The sequence below is a fragment of the Streptomyces sp. NPDC048415 genome (genome assembly GCF_040651675.1).
GTDB lineage: Bacteria > Actinomycetota > Actinomycetes > Streptomycetales > Streptomycetaceae > Streptomyces.
In genome coordinates, this window is record NZ_JBEZKJ010000077.1 from 1 (window position 1) to 16814 (window position 16814).

Annotated in this window: 16 protein-coding genes and 1 pseudogene; 7 read left to right on the forward strand and 10 right to left on the reverse strand. The window is 70.9% G+C overall.

The window, feature by feature from the left end; translation table 11 throughout:
• Positions 1–69: 69 nt before the first annotated feature.
• From AB0D27_RS34410 to ccrA, 5 genes are read right to left on the reverse strand one after another with little or no spacing between them, the layout of a single operon-like run.
• Positions 70–234 carry a hypothetical protein gene (locus tag AB0D27_RS34410; RefSeq protein WP_362516475.1) on the reverse strand — a complete coding sequence of 55 codons (165 nt, stop codon included), beginning with the start codon at positions 232–234 and terminating at the stop codon, positions 70–72.
• Between the two features lie 16 nt (positions 235–250).
• Positions 251–1552, reverse strand: a complete 1302-nt coding sequence (locus AB0D27_RS34415; RefSeq protein WP_362516477.1) for a glutamate-5-semialdehyde dehydrogenase — start codon at positions 1550–1552, stop codon at positions 251–253.
• The gene (locus AB0D27_RS34420) at positions 1549–2055 is read right to left on the reverse strand and encodes a hypothetical protein (RefSeq protein ID WP_362516479.1); all 507 of its coding nucleotides are present in this window, start codon (positions 2053–2055) and stop codon (positions 1549–1551) included. The genes AB0D27_RS34415 and AB0D27_RS34420 overlap by 4 nt, the downstream gene beginning before the upstream one ends.
• 24 nt (positions 2056–2079) lie before the next feature.
• Entirely contained in the window at positions 2080–3792 is a 1713-nt protein-coding gene (locus tag AB0D27_RS34425; protein WP_362516481.1) for a 3-hydroxyacyl-CoA dehydrogenase NAD-binding domain-containing protein, read from the reverse strand.
• A complete protein-coding gene (ccrA, locus tag AB0D27_RS34430) occupies positions 3789–5165 on the reverse strand; it encodes a crotonyl-CoA carboxylase/reductase (protein ID WP_362516483.1) in 1377 nt (458 codons plus the stop codon). The genes AB0D27_RS34425 and ccrA overlap by 4 nt, the downstream gene beginning before the upstream one ends.
• Before the next feature lie 262 nt (positions 5166–5427).
• On the opposite strand from ccrA, the gene AB0D27_RS34435 reads away from it, so the two are divergent.
• From AB0D27_RS34435 to AB0D27_RS34455, 5 genes are all read left to right on the forward strand, one after another.
• Positions 5428–6762 (forward strand): cation:proton antiporter, encoded by a 1335-nt coding sequence (locus AB0D27_RS34435; protein ID WP_362516485.1) that lies wholly within the window; start codon positions 5428–5430, stop codon positions 6760–6762.
• Between the two features lie 328 nt (positions 6763–7090).
• Positions 7091–8506 (forward strand): citrate/2-methylcitrate synthase, encoded by a 1416-nt coding sequence (locus AB0D27_RS34440; RefSeq protein WP_362516487.1) that lies wholly within the window; start codon positions 7091–7093, stop codon positions 8504–8506.
• A gap of 101 nt (positions 8507–8607) precedes the next feature.
• Positions 8608–9747, forward strand: coding sequence for an acyl-CoA dehydrogenase family protein (locus tag AB0D27_RS34445; RefSeq protein WP_362516489.1), 1140 nt, complete (start codon positions 8608–8610; stop codon positions 9745–9747).
• Complete coding sequence (locus tag AB0D27_RS34450) at positions 9744–11207, forward strand: amino acid adenylation domain-containing protein (RefSeq protein WP_362516491.1); 1464 nt, start codon at positions 9744–9746, stop codon at positions 11205–11207. Before AB0D27_RS34445 ends, AB0D27_RS34450 begins: the two co-directional genes overlap by 4 nt.
• Before the next feature lie 81 nt (positions 11208–11288).
• Positions 11289–11819, forward strand: a complete 531-nt coding sequence (locus tag AB0D27_RS34455; protein ID WP_362516493.1) for a flavin reductase family protein — start codon at positions 11289–11291, stop codon at positions 11817–11819.
• A gap of 89 nt (positions 11820–11908) precedes the next feature.
• Here AB0D27_RS34455 and AB0D27_RS34460 read toward each other — a convergent pair whose 3' ends face one another.
• The 5 genes and pseudogenes from AB0D27_RS34460 to AB0D27_RS34480 form a co-directional block, all read right to left on the reverse strand.
• A complete protein-coding gene (locus AB0D27_RS34460; RefSeq protein ID WP_362516495.1) occupies positions 11909–12343 on the reverse strand; it encodes an NUDIX hydrolase in 435 nt (144 codons plus the stop codon).
• Entirely contained in the window at positions 12312–12878 is a 567-nt protein-coding gene (locus AB0D27_RS34465) for a sulfatase-like hydrolase/transferase (RefSeq protein WP_362516497.1), read from the reverse strand. The genes AB0D27_RS34460 and AB0D27_RS34465 overlap by 32 nt, the downstream gene beginning before the upstream one ends.
• Positions 12879–13086: 208 nt before the next feature.
• Positions 13087–13179: pseudogene (locus tag AB0D27_RS34470) on the reverse strand (IS3 family transposase); the annotation flags it as partial.
• A 47-nt stretch (positions 13180–13226) separates the two neighbouring features.
• A complete protein-coding gene (locus AB0D27_RS34475; RefSeq protein ID WP_362516499.1) occupies positions 13227–14000 on the reverse strand; it encodes an alpha/beta fold hydrolase in 774 nt (257 codons plus the stop codon).
• Positions 13988–14827, reverse strand: coding sequence for a 4'-phosphopantetheinyl transferase superfamily protein (locus AB0D27_RS34480; RefSeq protein ID WP_362516501.1), 840 nt, complete (start codon positions 14825–14827; stop codon positions 13988–13990). Before AB0D27_RS34480 ends, AB0D27_RS34475 begins: the two co-directional genes overlap by 13 nt.
• A gap of 184 nt (positions 14828–15011) precedes the next feature.
• On the opposite strand from AB0D27_RS34480, the gene AB0D27_RS34485 reads away from it, so the two are divergent.
• Entirely contained in the window at positions 15012–15281 is a 270-nt protein-coding gene (locus tag AB0D27_RS34485; RefSeq protein WP_362516503.1) for an acyl carrier protein, read from the forward strand.
• Between the two features lie 77 nt (positions 15282–15358).
• Complete coding sequence (locus AB0D27_RS34490) at positions 15359–16717, forward strand: NAD(P)/FAD-dependent oxidoreductase (protein WP_362516504.1); 1359 nt, start codon at positions 15359–15361, stop codon at positions 16715–16717.
• Positions 16718–16814 lie beyond the last annotated feature (97 nt).

Here is a 16814-nt window from a genome sequence, read left to right on the forward strand (position 1 = left end):
TGGCGGGCGCGGGGGGCCCCCCCTCCGAACCCGGGAGGCGGGCACCCACGCGACAACAAGCCGATACCGCTAGTCGATCCCACGGACGATGTGGAACTCCCCCGGGTCGTCATCGACTCCGGCCAGCCCCAGCCAGGGGCGGGGAGCGACGGAGGCGTACCGCTCTTTGCGCGGCTCCTCCTCGTACAGCAGCCGGCCGGACGGCTCCGTCGCGGTGATGATGCGTACGTACATGGCCTGACCTCCTGATCTACGGCGGCGGGGCGGCGGCTCCGCCCCGGATGTGTCCGTCGCCCACGAGGACGTACTTGGTGGTGGTCAGCGCGGTCAGTCCCATCGGGCCGCGCGCGTGGAGTTTCTGGGTGGAGATGCCGAGCTCGGTGCCGAGGCCGATTTCCCCGCCGTCGGCGAAGCGGGTGGAGGCGTTGACGGCGACGACCGCGGTGTCCAGGGCCGCGACGAACCGGCGCGCGGCGCTCTGCGAGTCGGTGACGATCGCTTCGGTGTGTCCGCTGCCGTAGCGCCGGATATGGCCCACGGCCGACTCGAGGGAGTCGACGACGGCGGCGGCGAGGTCCAGGGAGAGGTACTCGCGTCCCCAGTCCTCCTCGGTGGCCGGCACCACCGCGGGGTTCCAGGACCGCACCCGCTCGTCCCCGTGCACGGTCACCCCGTGAGCGGCCAGCGCGGACAGGGCCCGGGGCAGGAACGCGGGCGCGACGGCCTCGTGGACGAGCAGCGACTCGGCGGCGTTGCAGACGGAGGGGCGCTGCACCTTGGCGTTGAGCAGGATCGCCAACGCCTTGTCCAGATCGGCGTGTTCGTCGACGTAGACATGGCAGTTGCCGACGCCTGTCTCGATGACGGGGACCGCGGAGTCGCGCACGGTGGCCTGGATGAGGTCGTGGCCGCCGCGGGGGACGAGGACGTCCACCAGGCCTCGCAGGGACATGAGTTCGTGTACGGAGGCGTGGGTCGTGCCGGGGACCAGCTGTACGGCGTCGACCGGAACGGCGGTGTCCGCGAGGGCCTCCCGCATGACGCGGATGAGGGCCGCGTTGGTGTTCCGGGCGGTCGAAGAGCCCCGCAGGAGAGCCGCGTTGCCGCTCTTGAGGCAGAGGGCGGCCGCGTCGACGGTCACGTTCGGGCGGCCCTCGTAGATCATGCCGACGACGCCGAGAGGCACCCTGATCCGCCGTACCTCCAGGCCGTTGGGCATGACGGACCCGCCGGCCACCTCACCGACCGGGTCGGCCTCGTCGGCCAGGGCGCGCGCCATCTCCGCGAGCCCTTCGAGCTGTCGCTCATGAACCGTCAGACGGTCCAGCACGGTCGTCGACCGCCCGGCCGCCCGGGCAGCGGCCACGTCCTCCCGGTTGGCGGCGAGGACCCGCCCCGAACTCCCGGCCAGCCCGCGGGCGATGGCCCTCAGGGCAGCATTCCGCTCGGCACCGGTCGTGGTGGACAGCCGTATGGCCGCGGTACGGGCGGCCAGGGCCGCGTCACGGACGGTGGCGGCGCTCGCGGTGACTTCGCCGGCTGCGACGATCACCGGTCGGCTCCATCCGGGCACGCGGAGTCGACTCTGACCGACAACGCGGAGCCCACGCCGTCCGACAACGCGGAGCCGACGCCGTCCGACAACGCGGAGCCGACGCCGTCCGACAACGCGGAGCCGACGCCGTCCGACAACGCGGAGCCGACGCCGTCCGACAACGGGGAGCTGACACCGTCCGAGCCCACCGAAGCAACGCCGCCCGACGACGCGCAGTCGACCCCGCCCGGACACACCGAAGCAACGCCGCCCAACGACGCCCCGTCGCCCCCCTCCGGGCGCGCGGAGTCGACCCCGTCCGGCGATGTGAAGTCGGCCCCTTCCGGGGGCCCACAGTCGGCGCCGTCCCGCGGGGCGGCATCGGCGCCGTCCGCCGGCTCGCCCGGCGCGGCTACCCCCAGCGCCCAGAACACGTCACCGCAGCCGGTCAGTTCGGCGAGCATGGCCCAGCCGAGGGCGTCGGCGGAGTGGCCGGTGCGGTCGGGGTTCGTGCTGATCATGTGCTTCCTCCTCGGGTCGGGCAGTCAGCCGTACACCCGGAATCCGGCGCCGGACTTGCGTCCCGCCCGGCCGGCGGCCACCAGGTGCCCCAGCAGCGGGGCGGGAACGGTACGGGGATGCCGGTCCGCGTCGTGCAGCACGCGCTGGATGCTCAGCGAGATGTCGAGGCCGATGATGTCGAGCAGCTCGAACGGACCGAGCGGATAGCCACAGCCCCGCTTCATCACGTCGTCTATCTCGTCGGCGGAAGCGTAATGACTCTCCGTCAGACGTACGGCGTCGTTGAGATAGGGGAACAGCAGCGCGTTGACGATGAAGCCGGGACGGTCCAGGCACTGCACCGGATGCTTGCGGAGTCGTCGGCACAACTCCCGTGCCACATCGATGTGGTGGGGCGAGGTCTCCAGCGAGGGGATCACCTCGACGAGTCGCATGAGGGGGGCCGGGTTGAAGAAGTGCAGCCCGATCACGTCCTCGGGGCGCCCGGAGGCGAGACCGCACTCGATCACCGGCAGGCTGGAGGTGGTGGTGGCCAGCAGGGCGCCGGGCCGGCAGAGTTCGCCGAGGGTGCGGAAGAGCCGCTTCTTGACGTCCAGGTCTTCAGCGATGGCCTCGATCACCAGATCGCAGTCGGCCAGCTGATCCAGTGCCCCGCCCGGAGTCAGCCGCTCCAGCGCGGCGTCGCGCTCGGCCTCGGCGAGCTTGCCGCGCCGCACGGCCCGTGCCGTGGAGGCGGCGACCGCCTCCCACGCGGCCTTGGCGCGTTCGTCGGTGCGGCCGACCAGCACAGTGGCGACGCCGCCCTTGGCGAAGACCTCCGCGATACCGGTGGCCATGGTGCCGGTGCCGACGATGCCGACCGTGCGGATGGCGCGGCCCGGCGGTTCGGCGGGCGAGGGCCGCTCGGGGACGGGCGCGGCGCCGGCGGGTTCCCGGTAGTCGTAGAAGCCGCGTCCGGACTTGCGCCCCAGGAGCCCGGCGAGCGCCATGTGCCGTAGTCGGCGGGCGGGTTGGAGCGTCGACTCGGCCCCGCGGCCGGAGAGGACGTCGAGGATGTCGCAGGCGGTGTCCGTGCCGATCAGGTCGAGGAGTTCCAGCGGACCCAGCGGCAGTCCGCAGCCGAAGCGCATCGCGGCGTCGATGTCGTCGCGTCCGGCGAGCCGCTGGTCGTACATCGCGACGGCCTGGTTGAGGAAGCCGAACAGGAGCGAGGTGGAGATCAGTCCGGCCCGGTCGCCCAAGGTCACCTGGGCCAGTCCGATGCCCTCGGCGAGGTCACGGACCTGCTGGAGCGCGGAGTCGTCCGTCATCACCGTGCGGCCGATCTCCGCGAGGCCCGCCGTCGGCAGGGCCAGGTGGAGGCCGACGAACCGGCCAGGACGGCCGGAGGCGGCCGCCAGGTCGGTGAGCGAGAGGGCCGCGGCGCTGCTGGCCAGGACGGTCTCGGGCGGGCAGGCCCGATCAAGGGCGCGCAGCACGTCGACCTTGGTGTCGCGGCGCTCGGGCACCGCCTCCACGACGGTGGCGGCCGGGGCGAGTTCCTCCCAGCGATCCACCAGCCGGACGCGTCCACGGGTCTCGGGTGTGTCCTCGAGGAGCTGCCGCAGCCGCTCCCCCGCTCGCGCGTCCGGGTCGAGTACGAGGACCGGGTGCCCGGCGACCGCGGCCCTGCGCGCGAGCGCGCCGCCGATGGTCCCGAGGCCGACGACGCCGAGCGTGCGGTGCCGGGCGCTCACGCCGCGACCTCGCTGAGTACGGGCGCCGTGGTCGTGGACGGGGTGCGGAAGCGGTTGATGGCCCGCTCGTGGAGTGCGCGGAACTCGGGGGCCGTGATGCCCAGTCCATCGGCGGGAGCGAGGCAGCGCACCCCGACCTTGCCGTGGTGTTCGTTGCGGTGGATGGACTGGACGGCTCCGGCCACCTCGTCGAGGGGGTACGTCCGGGACAGCGTCGGGTGGATGCGGCCTTTGGCGACGAGCCGGTTGGCCTGCCACGCCTCGCGGTAGTTGGCGCAGTGGGAGCCAACGATCCGCTTGAGGCTCATCCAGAGGTAGCGGTTGTCGTACTCGTGGGTGTAGCCGGCCGTGGAGGCGCAGGTCACGATGGTGCCGCCCTTGCGGGTGACGTACACGGAGGCGCCGAAGGTCTCCCGGCCCGGGTGCTCGAAGACGATGTCGACGTCCTCGCCGCCGGTCAACTCCCGGATTCGGGCGCCGAATCGGCGCCACTCCTTGGGGTCCTGGGTGTGCGGGTCCCGCCAGAAGCGGTAGCCCTCCTCCTTGCGGTCGATGATCAGCTCGGCGCCCAACTCTCGTGCGAGCGCAGCCTTTTCGGGAGAGGAGACCACACAGACGGGGTTCGCTCCGCCCGCCAGCGCGAGCTGGGTGGCGTACGAGCCGAGTCCGCCGACGGCGCCCCAGACGAGTACGTTGTCGCCCTGCTTCATGCCCGCGCCGTTCTGGGTGACCAGCTGGCGGTACGCGGTGGAGTTGACCAGGCCGGGCGAGGCGGCCTCCTCCCAGCTGAGGTGTTCGGCCTTGGGCAGCAGCTGGGTCGCCTTGACGAGGGCGAGTTCGGCGAGTCCGCCGTAGTTGGTCTCGTATCCCCAGATGCGCTGCTCGGGGTCGAGCATCGGGTCGCCGTGGCCCTCCGCGTGCTCCAGCTCGACGGAGACGCAGTGCGCCACCACGCGGTCACCGACGCCCCAACGGCGTACGCCGGGGCCGCACTTGAGGACCACGCCGGCAAGGTCGGAGCCGATGACGTGGTACGGCTGGTCGTGCCGGGCGGCGAGGCCGCCGAGCCGTGCGTAGCGCTCCAGCAGGGCGAAGGTGGGCACCGGCGAGAACAGGGCGCTCCAGACCGTGTTGTAGTTCACGGCGCTCGCCATGACCGCGACCAGCACTTCTCCCGGGCCGGGGGCAGGGGTCGGCACGTCCTGGATGTGGAGGGAGTCGGCGGGGCGCCTGTCGCGCAGCTCCACCCCCTCGAACATCCCCGCCTCCTCCTTGTGGAGGACGGCCGCCCGGAAGGACTCGGGGACTCCCAGGGCCGCCAGATCGGCCGGCACCGAGTCCGGGGACTCGATCACCTCCACCAGTTCGCGCATGGTCAGGCACCACCTTCCGCGGTTCACACTCGACAGGAACTCAACAATCAGTGAACTCAACAAGTAGGGAGTTTTGCATGAAGCCGAGAGCCCGGCAAGTGCCGACCCCCTTGCGCCGCATGCCCCTTGACTCCGGCAGGGGCATCGCGCCGACGCCCCTTGTGTGCGCCCGGCCACCCATGCAAAACTCATCAACAGTTGAGTTCAACGGTTAGTGAATTATGTTCAATGTCCGACCACTTCCGATGCCGGAGGAGATGCCGTGACGCATCCGCACGCAGCCGAAGCACTGCAGGCCACCGCCATCGCCGGCATCGCCGGCATCCTCATCGCGGGTACGGTCCTCGCCCATCTCGCGCGACGCGTACGCCAGCCCGCGGTCATCGGCGAGATCACCGCGGGCATCCTGCTGGGCCCCAGTCTGCTCGGGCTGCTGCCCGGCAACCCGACCCAGCGTCTGTTTCCGGACGAGGTCCGCCCCTTACTGTCGATGGTCGCCCAACTGGGACTGCTGCTCTTCATGTTCACCGTGGGCTGGGAGCTCGACTGGACGACCATGCGGCGCCGGAAGAGTTCCGTCGCCGGGGTGACCGCGGGCAGCATCCTCGCCCCGATGCTGCTCGGTCTCGGCGTCGCCGCGGTGATCTACCACAGTCACTCGCACGTCAACGGCGAGAAGGTGCCCTTCAGTTCGTTCGGTCTCTATCTGGGCGTCAGCATGTCGATCACCGCGTTCCCGGTGCTCGCCCGCATCCTCAAGGACAACAACCTCAGCCGTACGAAGATCGGCGCGCTCGCGCTGACCAGCGCGGCCTTCGGTGACGTACTGGCCTGGTGCCTGCTGGCCGGGGTGGTCGCGATCGTGACCGCGTCCGGACCCTCCGGTTTCACCGACACCCTCTGGATGTCCGCCGGTTACGGAGCCGCGATGATCGTCGTGGTGCGTCCGCTGCTGGCGCGGGGAGTCGCCTGGGTGTCCAAGCGCGGCACCGGCGTCCATCTGGCGACGCTGGTCACGGCGGGCCTGCTGCTCTCCGCGTACACCACGTCGAAGATCGGCATCCACCCCATCTTCGGTGCCTTCGCCTTCGGCCTGGTCATGCCCCGCAAGCCGGAGGCCCTGCTGGAGCAGAGGATGCTGCGGCCCCTGCAGCACGCCGGTGAACTGATGCTGCCCGTGTACTTCATCGTCACCGGGCTCTCCGTCGACGTCGCGGCCATGTCGCTCACCGCCTGGAGCGAGCTGGGCCTCATCCTCGCCGCGGCCATCCTCGGCAAGCTGCTCGGCGCCGGGCTGCCGGCCAAGTCCTTCGGGCTCGGCTGGCGGGAGTCGACGGGCGTCGGCGTCCTGATGAACACCCGGGGCCTGACCGAGCTGATCATCCTCGGCGTGGGGCTCAATCTGGGGGTGCTCGACCAGACCCTGTTCACGGAGATGGTCCTCATGGCGCTGATCACCACGGCCATGACCGGCCCCCTCCTCCCCATCCTTTTCCCCCGCTCCCGGATGGATCTCATCGCCGGCGCCGCCAAGGCCCCCTCCAGGGCCCGGATACCCGAGCCGGCCGGCGAGCAGACTTCGGACCTGGCCGGATAGCCGGGTCCGGCCGTGCGCGGGTGCTGCCGCGCCACCGGTCCGGCGCCGCGCACGGATCAGGCGCGCCGCGGCGATCCGGCCCCGCACACAGATACGGCGCGCCGCGGGGATCCGGCCCCGCGCAGAGAACCGGCGCCCGGCAGGGACCCCGCACCGCCGCCCGTGGGACCGGCCGTCCACCGGACCCGCACCGCCGCCCGTGGGACCGGCCGTCCACCGGACCCGCACCGCCGCCCGTGGGACCGGCCGTCCACCGGACCCGCGCCGCGACACGTCACCGCCCCTCGTCGCTCGGCACCCGCAGGAGAAGCGACGCTCAGACAAGGAGATGGCCCAGGTGCACCCCGTCATCAGCACTCTTTCCCGCGTCTTCGACATGCCGTCGGAGTTCATCGGCGACGAGATGCGGCTCCGCGCCGTGGCCAGCTGGGACGACCTCACCGCCGTAGAACTCCAGGTCCATCTGGAGCACGAGCTGGGCACCACCCTCGACGACCACCTCATCGAGCACATCGAGTCGGTGGGGCAGCTGCGCAGCTTCTACGACGAACGGCTCGCCGAACTCTCCACCCTCAAGGCCCCGCCGGACGCCTCGGCCATCGCCCCCGCGCTGCCGGGACCGGTGCCGTCGGCCGCCGCACAGGAGCCGACCGACATCTCGGACGTGGTCGTGGGTGAGACGGGGATCTCCGAGGTGGACCCGGTCCGCGGCCGGCTGGCCTACCGGGGTTATCCCATCGAGGAGTTGATCGGCCGGGTGAGCTTCGAGGAGGTCGTCCATCTGCTGATCCGCGGCTGGCTGCCCGACCCCGAGGAGCTGAGCGCCTTCAAGGCCCGGCTCGCCGCGGCCCGTGAACTGCCGCCCATGGTCGCCACGAACCTCGTACTCAACGCGAACTCCAGCACGTCGTCCGTGCTGCGCACCGCGGTCCCCGCGCTCGGTGTCGCCGCGGAGGCCAACGCCGACCCGGCCGCCCACATCGATCTGCGGGAGCGTCTGGTCGCCCGCATTCCGACGATCTTCGCGACCCAGCAGGCGGCCCGCGCCGGGCGGCGCATGCCGAGCCCCGCGCCCGAGCTCTCGCACGCCGAGAACATCCTCTACATGCTGGGCCTGCCGCGCGATCCGGAGCGGGTGCGGCTGGTCGACCTCTGCCTGGTCCTGCAGGCCGAACACGGCTGCAACGCCTCGGCGTTCGCCGCCCGGGTCGCGGCCGGCACCGGCGCCGACACCTTCGCCACCATCACCGTCGCGCTCGCCACCTTCACCGGGCCGCTGCACGGCGGCGCCGCCCACCAGGTGATCGACCTGGCCCGGGAGGACGGCAACCCGGATGCCACCGCCGCCTATCTGCGGGGCCGGGCCGACCAGGCCTCCGCCGGCCGCGCGAGGCCCGTCTCGCACGCCGAGGAGGACCCCCGGGTGCGACCGCTGCGCGACGCGGCCCGCCGCTTCAACGCGGGCCCCGGCAGCGATCGCATCTTCCAGGTATTGGACGCCGTACGGGCCGCGGCCCACCCGTCGAAGGGTCCCCGCCCCTACTTGACCGTGGACTGCTATGCCGCCGCGATCTACCACCTGCTCGGCATGCCCTCCGACCTGTTCGTCCCGATGTTCGCCGCGGCCCGGGTCCCCGGCTGGCTCGCCCACGTCGAGGAGCAGCGGGCCCAGCAGGGGCGCATCCACCCCCGGCTGCGTTACGTCGGCCCGCGCAACCTGCGCCACTTCCCCGAGAACGACTGACAACGAACCGATGAGAGGGGGTCTGTGAACTCCACGCCTGGCCGGGGTTCAAAGACCGCCTCTCGGGGAGGGTGCCCCCTCCCCGTACCCCAGGAGCAGATGTGGAGTTCGGCTGGAACGAGGGCCAACAGGCCCGCTACGACGAGGTACTCGAGGCGACCCGGGCCGCCTTCCCCGCACCGCCCGGCGCGGGCCACGGTTTCTACAGCCGCAAGGACTGGCTGCGGCTGGGTGAGATCGGCATGCTCGGGTCCTGCCTGCCCGAGGAGTACGGGGGGCGGGGGCTCGGCGCGCTCGACACCGCGCTGGTCGTGGAGGCCGTGGGCCGGGGCTGCGCGGACACCGGCCTGGTGTTCGGCGCGGCGGCGCACACCTTCGCCTGCGCCGTGCCGATCGACCGGTTCGGCAGCGATGCCGTACGCCGTCGGCTGCTGCCCGCACTCGCCGAGGGCCGGCTGATCGCGGGCAACGCGATGACGGAACCGGAGGCGGGCTCGGACTCCTCGCGGCTCGGCTTGATCGCCAGGCCCGTCGACGGCGGGTTCGTGCTCAACGGCACGAAGAGCTTCGTCAGCAACGGACCGGCCGCCGATGTGTACGTGACGTACGCGACCGTCAATCCCAAGATGGGCTTCCTCGGTGTCACCGGCCTGGTCGTCGACCGGGACACGCCCGGCGTCGTCGTCGGCAAGCCCTACGAGAAGATGGGCCTGCACTCCTGCCCGGCCGGCTCCGTCACCTTTGAGGACTGCTTCGTGCCCGAGGAGCAGGTGCTCGGCGGCGTCGGCGCGGGTGCCGCGATCTTCCAGCACTCCATGGGCTGGGAGCGCGCCTGCCTCTTCGCCCTCTACGTCGGTCTGCTCGACCGGCTCCTGGAACAGTGCGTGACGCACGCCCGTGAGCGGCGTCAATTCGGCCGCAGGATCGGCGAGTTCCAGTCGGTGTCCAACCGGATCGCCGATATGAAGCTGCGCCTGGAGAGCGCCCGGCTGCTGCTGTACCGGGCCTGCTGGTCGATGGACCAGGGCGACCCGTCCGTGCTCGACATCGCCCTGTCGAAGCTGGCCGTGTCCGAGGGCGTGCTGGCCTCCGCCGCCGACGCGGTCCGGATCTTCGGGGGCCGCGGCTATCTCCGCGAGGACGGCATAGAGGCCGCGCTGCGCGACGCGGTGCCCAGCACGATCTTCTCGGGAACCTCGGACATCCAGCGTCAGTTGATAGTGAAGGAGATAGGCCTGTGAGGCTCCACCAGCTCGTCATCGACTCCGCCCGGCGCACCCCGGACTCCCCGGCCGTGCGCTCGTCCCAGGGGCTGTTCAGCTACCGGGAGCTGGACGACCTCGCCGACCGGTACGCGGCGGCGCTGCACCGCCGCGGGGTGCGCCCCGGCGACCGGGTCGTGCTGTGGACCCACAAGACGCTGGACGCCATCGCCCTCATGCAGGGCGCCCTGCGCGTCGGCGCGATCTACGCACCGGTCAGCGCCAACAACCCGGCCGCCCGGGTCCGGCGCATCGCCGCCAGCTGCGCCCCCGCGCTGGTGGTGGCCGACGCCGACGGGATCCGCCGCGCCGCGGACGCCGGCTGGGACGACGCCCTGCCGCTGGCCTCCTTCGCCGAGGTGCGCGAGGAGGCGCCGGCCGCCGACGCCCCGGCGCCGTACGAGAACGAGCCCGACGAGCCGGCGTACATCCTCTACACCTCCGGCTCCACCGGCGAGCCCAAGGGCGTCTGCATCAGCCACCGCAACGCCCTGTCCTTCGTCCGCTGGGCCGCCGCCGAGGTGGGCGTCACCGCGGACGACCGGCTGTCCAACCACGCGCCGTTCAACTTCGACCTCTCCGTCTTCGACCTGTACGCCACCTTCCTCGCCGGCGCCTCGGTCGTCCTGGTGCCCGAGGGCCTGGCCTACGACCCGGCCCAGCTGGGCGCGCTGCTGCGCCGCGAGCGGATCACCGTCTGGTACTCGGTGCCGTCCGCGCTGGTCCTGATGATGCAGCGCGGCGAGCTGCTCACCGGCGAGCCGCCGGCCGATCTGCGGGTGTGCGTGTTCGCCGGGGAGCCGTTCCCGATCGCGCAGGTTCACGAGCTGCGCAAGGCGTGGCCTGATGTACGGATGCTCAACTGGTACGGGCCGACCGAGACCAATGTGTGCACGAGTTACGAGGTCACCGACCGCGATCTGGGCAGCACCCGCCCGCTGCCGATCGGCACCGCCGTCAGCGGCGACCGCATCCGACTGCACCCGCCGCGCGAGCGCGAGGGCGAGATCGTGGTCAGCGGTCCCACGGTGATGCTCGGCTACTGGGGCCAGGAGCCGCAGAAGGGCCCGTACTTCACCGGTGACATCGGCCGGATGGGGGCCGACGGGATGCTGGAGTACGTGGGCCGGCGCGATCACATGGTCAAGGTGCGCGGGCATCGCATCGAGCTCGGCGACATCGAGGCGGTCGTCGCCGCGCACCCCAAGGTCGCCTCCGCGGCGTGTGTCGTGGTGGGCAGCGGGCTGGACGCGAAGATCCACGCCGTGGTGGTGGCGGAGGGCCCGCGGGGTCCCGGACTGCTCGAACTCAAGCGCGAGTGTGCGGACCGACTGCCGCTCTACATGGTGATCGACGCGGTCCATGTCGTCCCCGAACTCCCCCTCACCGGCAACGGCAAGACGGACCACCAGGCCCTGCTGAACCAGATCACCGCGTGAACCCCGATGACAGCCACCCGGTGAACCCCGATGCCATCCGCGGCCCTGACCCGCCTCGGCCTCACAGACGAGGACCTGCCCATGCCTGAACGACTCAGCACCCCCGACGCCCTGTTGGACCAGGTGGACCTCCACACCTTCCGTTCGGTGATGGGCTCCCTGCCGACCGGGGTGAGCGTCGTCACCAGCCTCACCGCCGACGGCGAACCGCGCGGCCTCACCTGCAGCGCGGTGTGCAGCGTGTCGGCCTCGCCGCCGCTGCTCCTGGTCTGTGTCAAGCAGCCCAGCGCGACACTCGAAGCCATCCACCAGAGCTCGGTCTTCGCGGTGAACTTCCTCTCCGCCGACATGGCGGAGACTGCCCGCACCTTCGCCTCTCCGGTGCCCGAGCGGTTCGAGGGCGTGCCCTGGAGCCCGGGGAAGCGCACCGCCGCGCCGCTGCTGGACAACACGGTGGCGTTCGCGGAGTGCATCCTGACAAGCAGTCATCTGGCGGGCGACCACCAGGTACTGATCGGCCGCCTGGTGCACGGCGACGTCTCGACCAGCCACACCCCGCTGGCGTATTGGCGGGCCCAGTTCTCGGAGGTACGAGCGCATCCGGCTGCCTGAGACGGCCACCTGACAGTCGCACCGCCGGCCTTCTCCCTGTCGAACAGGGCGGGGGCCAGCGGCGGCTTCCGGCGATGGGCGTCGACCCCTCATTGCAGGCGGCTGGCCAGCATGAGGGCGAGTGGCCCCGCTGGGAGGAGGAACTGGCCATCAGCAGCGGCGCTGATGGCGTCGGCGAGAGGCCACCAGGACAACTTGAAGTCGACTTCGGTCGGGGTCAGAGACTGGCAGCCCAGAGTGAGGTCGCGGGCCTCGTAGAGGTGGACGTGGGCAGTGGAGCCGAGAGTGATCGCGTACGAACCGAGCGCACGCCACGTCTGCGCAGTGACGCCCGCCTCTTCGGCAAGTTCGCGGCGCGCGCACGCTTCGGGGCTCTCGCCGGGTTCCCGTCGGCCACCGGGTAGGAACAGGTACTCGCCGCCGTGGCGGGGAAAGTCGGCGCTGAGGACAGCCACCAGGCCCTCGTTGTCGATGGCGACGACCACGGACGCGTCAGGGGCGGAGCTGCTGCTGTGTTCTCCCATGCGCGGCGAGCGTAGCGGGCTGGGCATGCCAGACGGCGTACGGCACGTTCAGGACGGTCGGGTGCGCGATGCCGCGCCCGCGGTAGCCGTCTTCACCGAATGCGTCGCCATGGTCGGCGCACATGATGATCAACCACGGCTGCTTGCGGGTCAGGGTTCTGATCAGGCGGCCGAGGTGGGTGTCGGCATAGGCCAGGGCGGCCTGCTGGGAGGCTGCGCTGTCGGTGCTGTCGCCGAGGTAGTGCCCGTGAGGGACGTGGGTCGCGGAGACGTTGACGAACAGGAACAGGGGCTGCCCTGTGTGGGTGTCGGCGACGGTGAGAGCGTGATCCACCTGATGCCGGGTCGAATCGGCTTCCGGTGAGCAGAACTCGGGGCGCCAGTGGTCCTGTTGGAACATGGACGGCAGGACCGATCCGAGCGGGGTTTCACGTGAGAAGTACGTGACGCCTCCCACACAGACGGTGCGGTAGCCGTGATGGGCAAGGCCCTCCAACAGGTTGGGGGCGTCGAATACGAACGTTGAGGGCGCCACGGCTTTGAAGGCGGGCGGTCGGCACTCCCACAAGCGGGGCCGTTGACGCCCCGCTGTACGCCACCATGGTGCGCCTGTTGCGCAACCCCGTGGGCTGACGTTGGTCTCACGGAAGGAACCTCGTGATCACCGACAGCTCGCCCGAGGACCTGCGCGACGGCCTGCTCGACTACCTGCTTGCCACGGACGGCACCAGCGATGCGATCTCACGCATCAGGCGCTCGATTGCGCAGCGGGCCGCCGGACAACCCCGCCGGTTCGGCAGACGCCAGATCTTTCTCGCCCCGTAGACGCGGTAGTTGATCAACCCCCCGCTCTGGTCGTATTGGTGGGACTGAAGCCGGCTCCTCAGCGCGCCGTCCCCGCTTCGGGTAACGCTCGGAGCACCCCAGCCACATACGCGTGGAACGCCGGGTCGTCCAGCAGAAAGTGGTTGCCCGGCAGCCACTCGATGGCGACGTCACCGGCGCCGTGGTTCTCCCAGTCGCGCAGGCCCGCGTCGTCCACCATCGGGTCGTCGACGCCGGCGCACACCCACAGCGGGCAGCCAAGCGGCGGGCCGGGCAGCGGGGTGTACGTCTCGGAGATGGTGAAGTCGGCGCGCAGCACCGGGGTGAACAGCTGGATCAGCTCCGGGCGATCGAAGAGCTGCGGCGGGGTGCCGCCGAGGCGGCGTACCGCGTCGAGGAACGCCGGGGCCGACAGGGTGTGCAGATCGGGCAGGGTGCGTCGAGCGGTGGGCCCGTTGCGGCCGACCACGACGACACCGGCCGGAGGGCGGCCGAGAGCGCTCCAGTAGCGGCCGATCTCGTACGCGAACGCCGCGCCCATGCTGTGCCCGAGCAGCACGTACTGGCCCGTGGTGTGCGGGGCGGAGCCACGGACCAGGTCCTCCAGCACGGCGTCGAAGTCCTCGCGCAGCCGCTCGGCCATCCTGCGGCCGTGTCCCGGCAGTTCCAGCAGTGCCGTCTTCGCGGCCTTGGGCAAGGCGGCCTCCAGGCTCGCGAAGGCCCGCGCGGCTCCGCCCGCGTGCGGCAGGCACAACAGCGTGGGGCGGCCCTGGCGGGCGCGGCCGGACGCGGACGTGGTGGCGGTCGGTCCGGGGGTGCTCAACTGCCGCATGGCGGGATCTCCTTGATGAGGGGTGAACTGGCGGTCGGGGGCTCCTGACGGGAGGGGGTGAGGGGCGACGGCGGCGCGGGCCGCTCACCGGGTTCGAGCGCGAAGACACGGACGACGCCCCCGCCGCCCGCGACAGCCACGGCGGCTCTGAACTCGGGTCCGACGTCGATGAGTTGGAGGTTCCAGGCGCGTGCGGCGGAGCCGGGGGCCGCCTGCACCCGTACCGGCCCCGCGCGTCGCGCGCCGGGCGCGACCCGCACCGCGGTGAGGTCGCCGGCCAGGCCGCTGCCGAGGGCCTTGAGCACCGCCTCCTTGCACGCCCAGTGGGTGAACAGGCCGCTGTTCAGGGGGCCTTCGCGGTCGGCGGGCCATTGTGCCGCCTCGTCGTCGCTGAGCACCTGGCGGCGCAGGCCCGTCGGGTCGCGGAGGGGTCTGATGCGTTCGACGTCGACGCCGGTGGGCCCGTCACGGCTCACCGCCACCAGGGAGACTCCTTCGGTGTGCGCGAGGCTGACCCGCAGACCCGGGTCGCCCGAGACGTAGGGCTTGCCCAACTTACCTGGGGTGAACGCCACTTCAGCCGGGTGCAGTCCGGCGTACACGGCCGTCACCGTGCGCAGCGCGGCGTGCGCCGAGGCGTACAGCGCCCGCTGTGAGGCAATCATGTGCCGCCACCGCCGCAGCTCGGCCGGCGAGAGCAGTTCCAGACAGCGGCGCAGCGCCGCCTCGCGTCCGGGACCGGGCTCCCGCACCGCCCAGACGTGCACTTCCCCGGCCGGCGGTCCGGGGCGGACCACGCTCACCGGTCGGGCCATCACTTGGGTCATGAGCTTCTCCAACCCCTGGGTCATCACTGCCGGTTGGCCTCTTGACGATGAACTCAACACTAGTAGAGTTCATCAGGAAATGACATCATCAGACGTTGAAATCAACGGGTGTTGAACTTTGCTGGGACCCTGTTGCATCCCGGCGGGACCACCCGCCCCTCAACGCATCTCCAGGAGGTACGGCGTGGCCAGTGACCGCGACGAACTGATCAGCCGGCTCACCGAGTTCATCCAGGAACGGCTGCTCGCGGAGCCCGACGCCCAGGGCATCGCCCCGGACACCCCGTTGCTCGAGTGGGGGATCCTCACCTCGATCAACACCGCTCAGCTGCTCACCTTCATCCGGGACGAGCTGGGAACGAACATCCCGCCGACCGAGCTGACCGGCACCAACTTCCAGAACCTCGACAGCATCACCGACCTGCTGCTGTCCCTCCGCACGCCCGCTCACTGACCAGGGCCTGCCCGCCGGACAGGCCGTAGCGGCCACGGCACAGCGTCACCCATCCGAATTCGCGACAGGAGATCACGTTGTCCGAGACATCGGCGAACTACGACTACGACATCGGCATCATCGGCGGCGGTCCGGCCGGCTCCACCGCCGCCTCCTATCTCGCCAAGGAGGGGCTGTCCGTGGTGGTCTTCGAATCGGAGACCTTTCCGCGCGAACACGTCGGCGAGTCGCTGGTCCCGGCCACGACGCCGGTGCTCATCGAGACCGGCGCCATGGAGAAGGTCGAGGCCGCGGGCTTCCCCAAGAAGTACGGCGCCGCCTGGACCTCCGCGGAGGACCGGGACATCGACCACATGGGCTTCCAGGGCCTGGACCACGACTTCCGCGCCGCCGAGGTGCTCTTCAGCGAGCGGGACCAGGCCGGCGTCGACCGGGACCACACCTTCCACGTCGACCGCGGCAAGTTCGACCAGATCCTGCTGCAGCACGCGGAGAGCCTGGGCGCGAAGGTCTACCACGGCGTCCGCGTCAACCGCGTCGACTTCACCGACCGCGACCGCCCGGTCATCCAGGCGAAGGTCGGCAACCAGTCGGTGGGCGTCCCCGTCCGCATGGTCATCGACGCCAGCGGCCGACGCACCATGATGGGCAGCCAGCTCAAGGTCAAGGAGCCGGACCCGGTCTTCAACCAGTACGCGGTGCACACCTGGTTCGACGACTTCGACCGCAAGGCCCTCGCGGTCAACAAGGACCAGGCGGACTACATCTTCATCCACTTCCTCCCGCTGGAGGACACCTGGGTCTGGCAGATCCCGATCACCGACACCATCACCTCCATAGGTGTCGTGACCCAGAAGGCCCGGTTCAAGGAGGCCAAGAACGACCTCGAGACGTTCTTCTGGGACACCATCGGCAGCCGCCCGGCCCTCCAGGACGCGCTGAAGAACGCCAAGCGGGTCAAGGAGTTCAAGGCCGAGGGCGACTACAGCTACGCCCTCACCAAGGTCGCCGACGACTCGCTCGTGATGATCGGCGACGCGGCGCGCTTCGTGGACCCGATTTTCTCCAGCGGTGTCAGCGTCGCGCTCAACAGCGCCCGCCTGGCCGCCGCCGACATCATCGCCGCGCACAAGGCGGGGGACTTCCGCAAGGAGCGGTTCGACGGCTACGTCAACACGCTCCGCGGCGCGGTCAACAACTGGTACGAGTTCATCTCGATCTACTACCGCCTCAACATCCTCTTCACGGCGTTCGTCCAGGACCCGCGCTACCGGCTGGACGTCCTGAAGATGCTGCAGGGCGACGTGTACGACGGGGAGCCCAAGGCCCTCTCCGCGATGCGGGAGATCGTCGAGGCCGTCGAGGCCGACCCGGGCCACCTCTGGCACAAGTACCTGGGGACGCTCAAGGCACCCTCCGCGGCGGCCAAGTTCTGACGCCGCCGGGCACGACCACCGGGTGGCGTGGACGCCCCTCCCGCCACCCGGACCCGGCTCCACCCGGAAACCCGGACTTACCGCACCATCCGTCTGA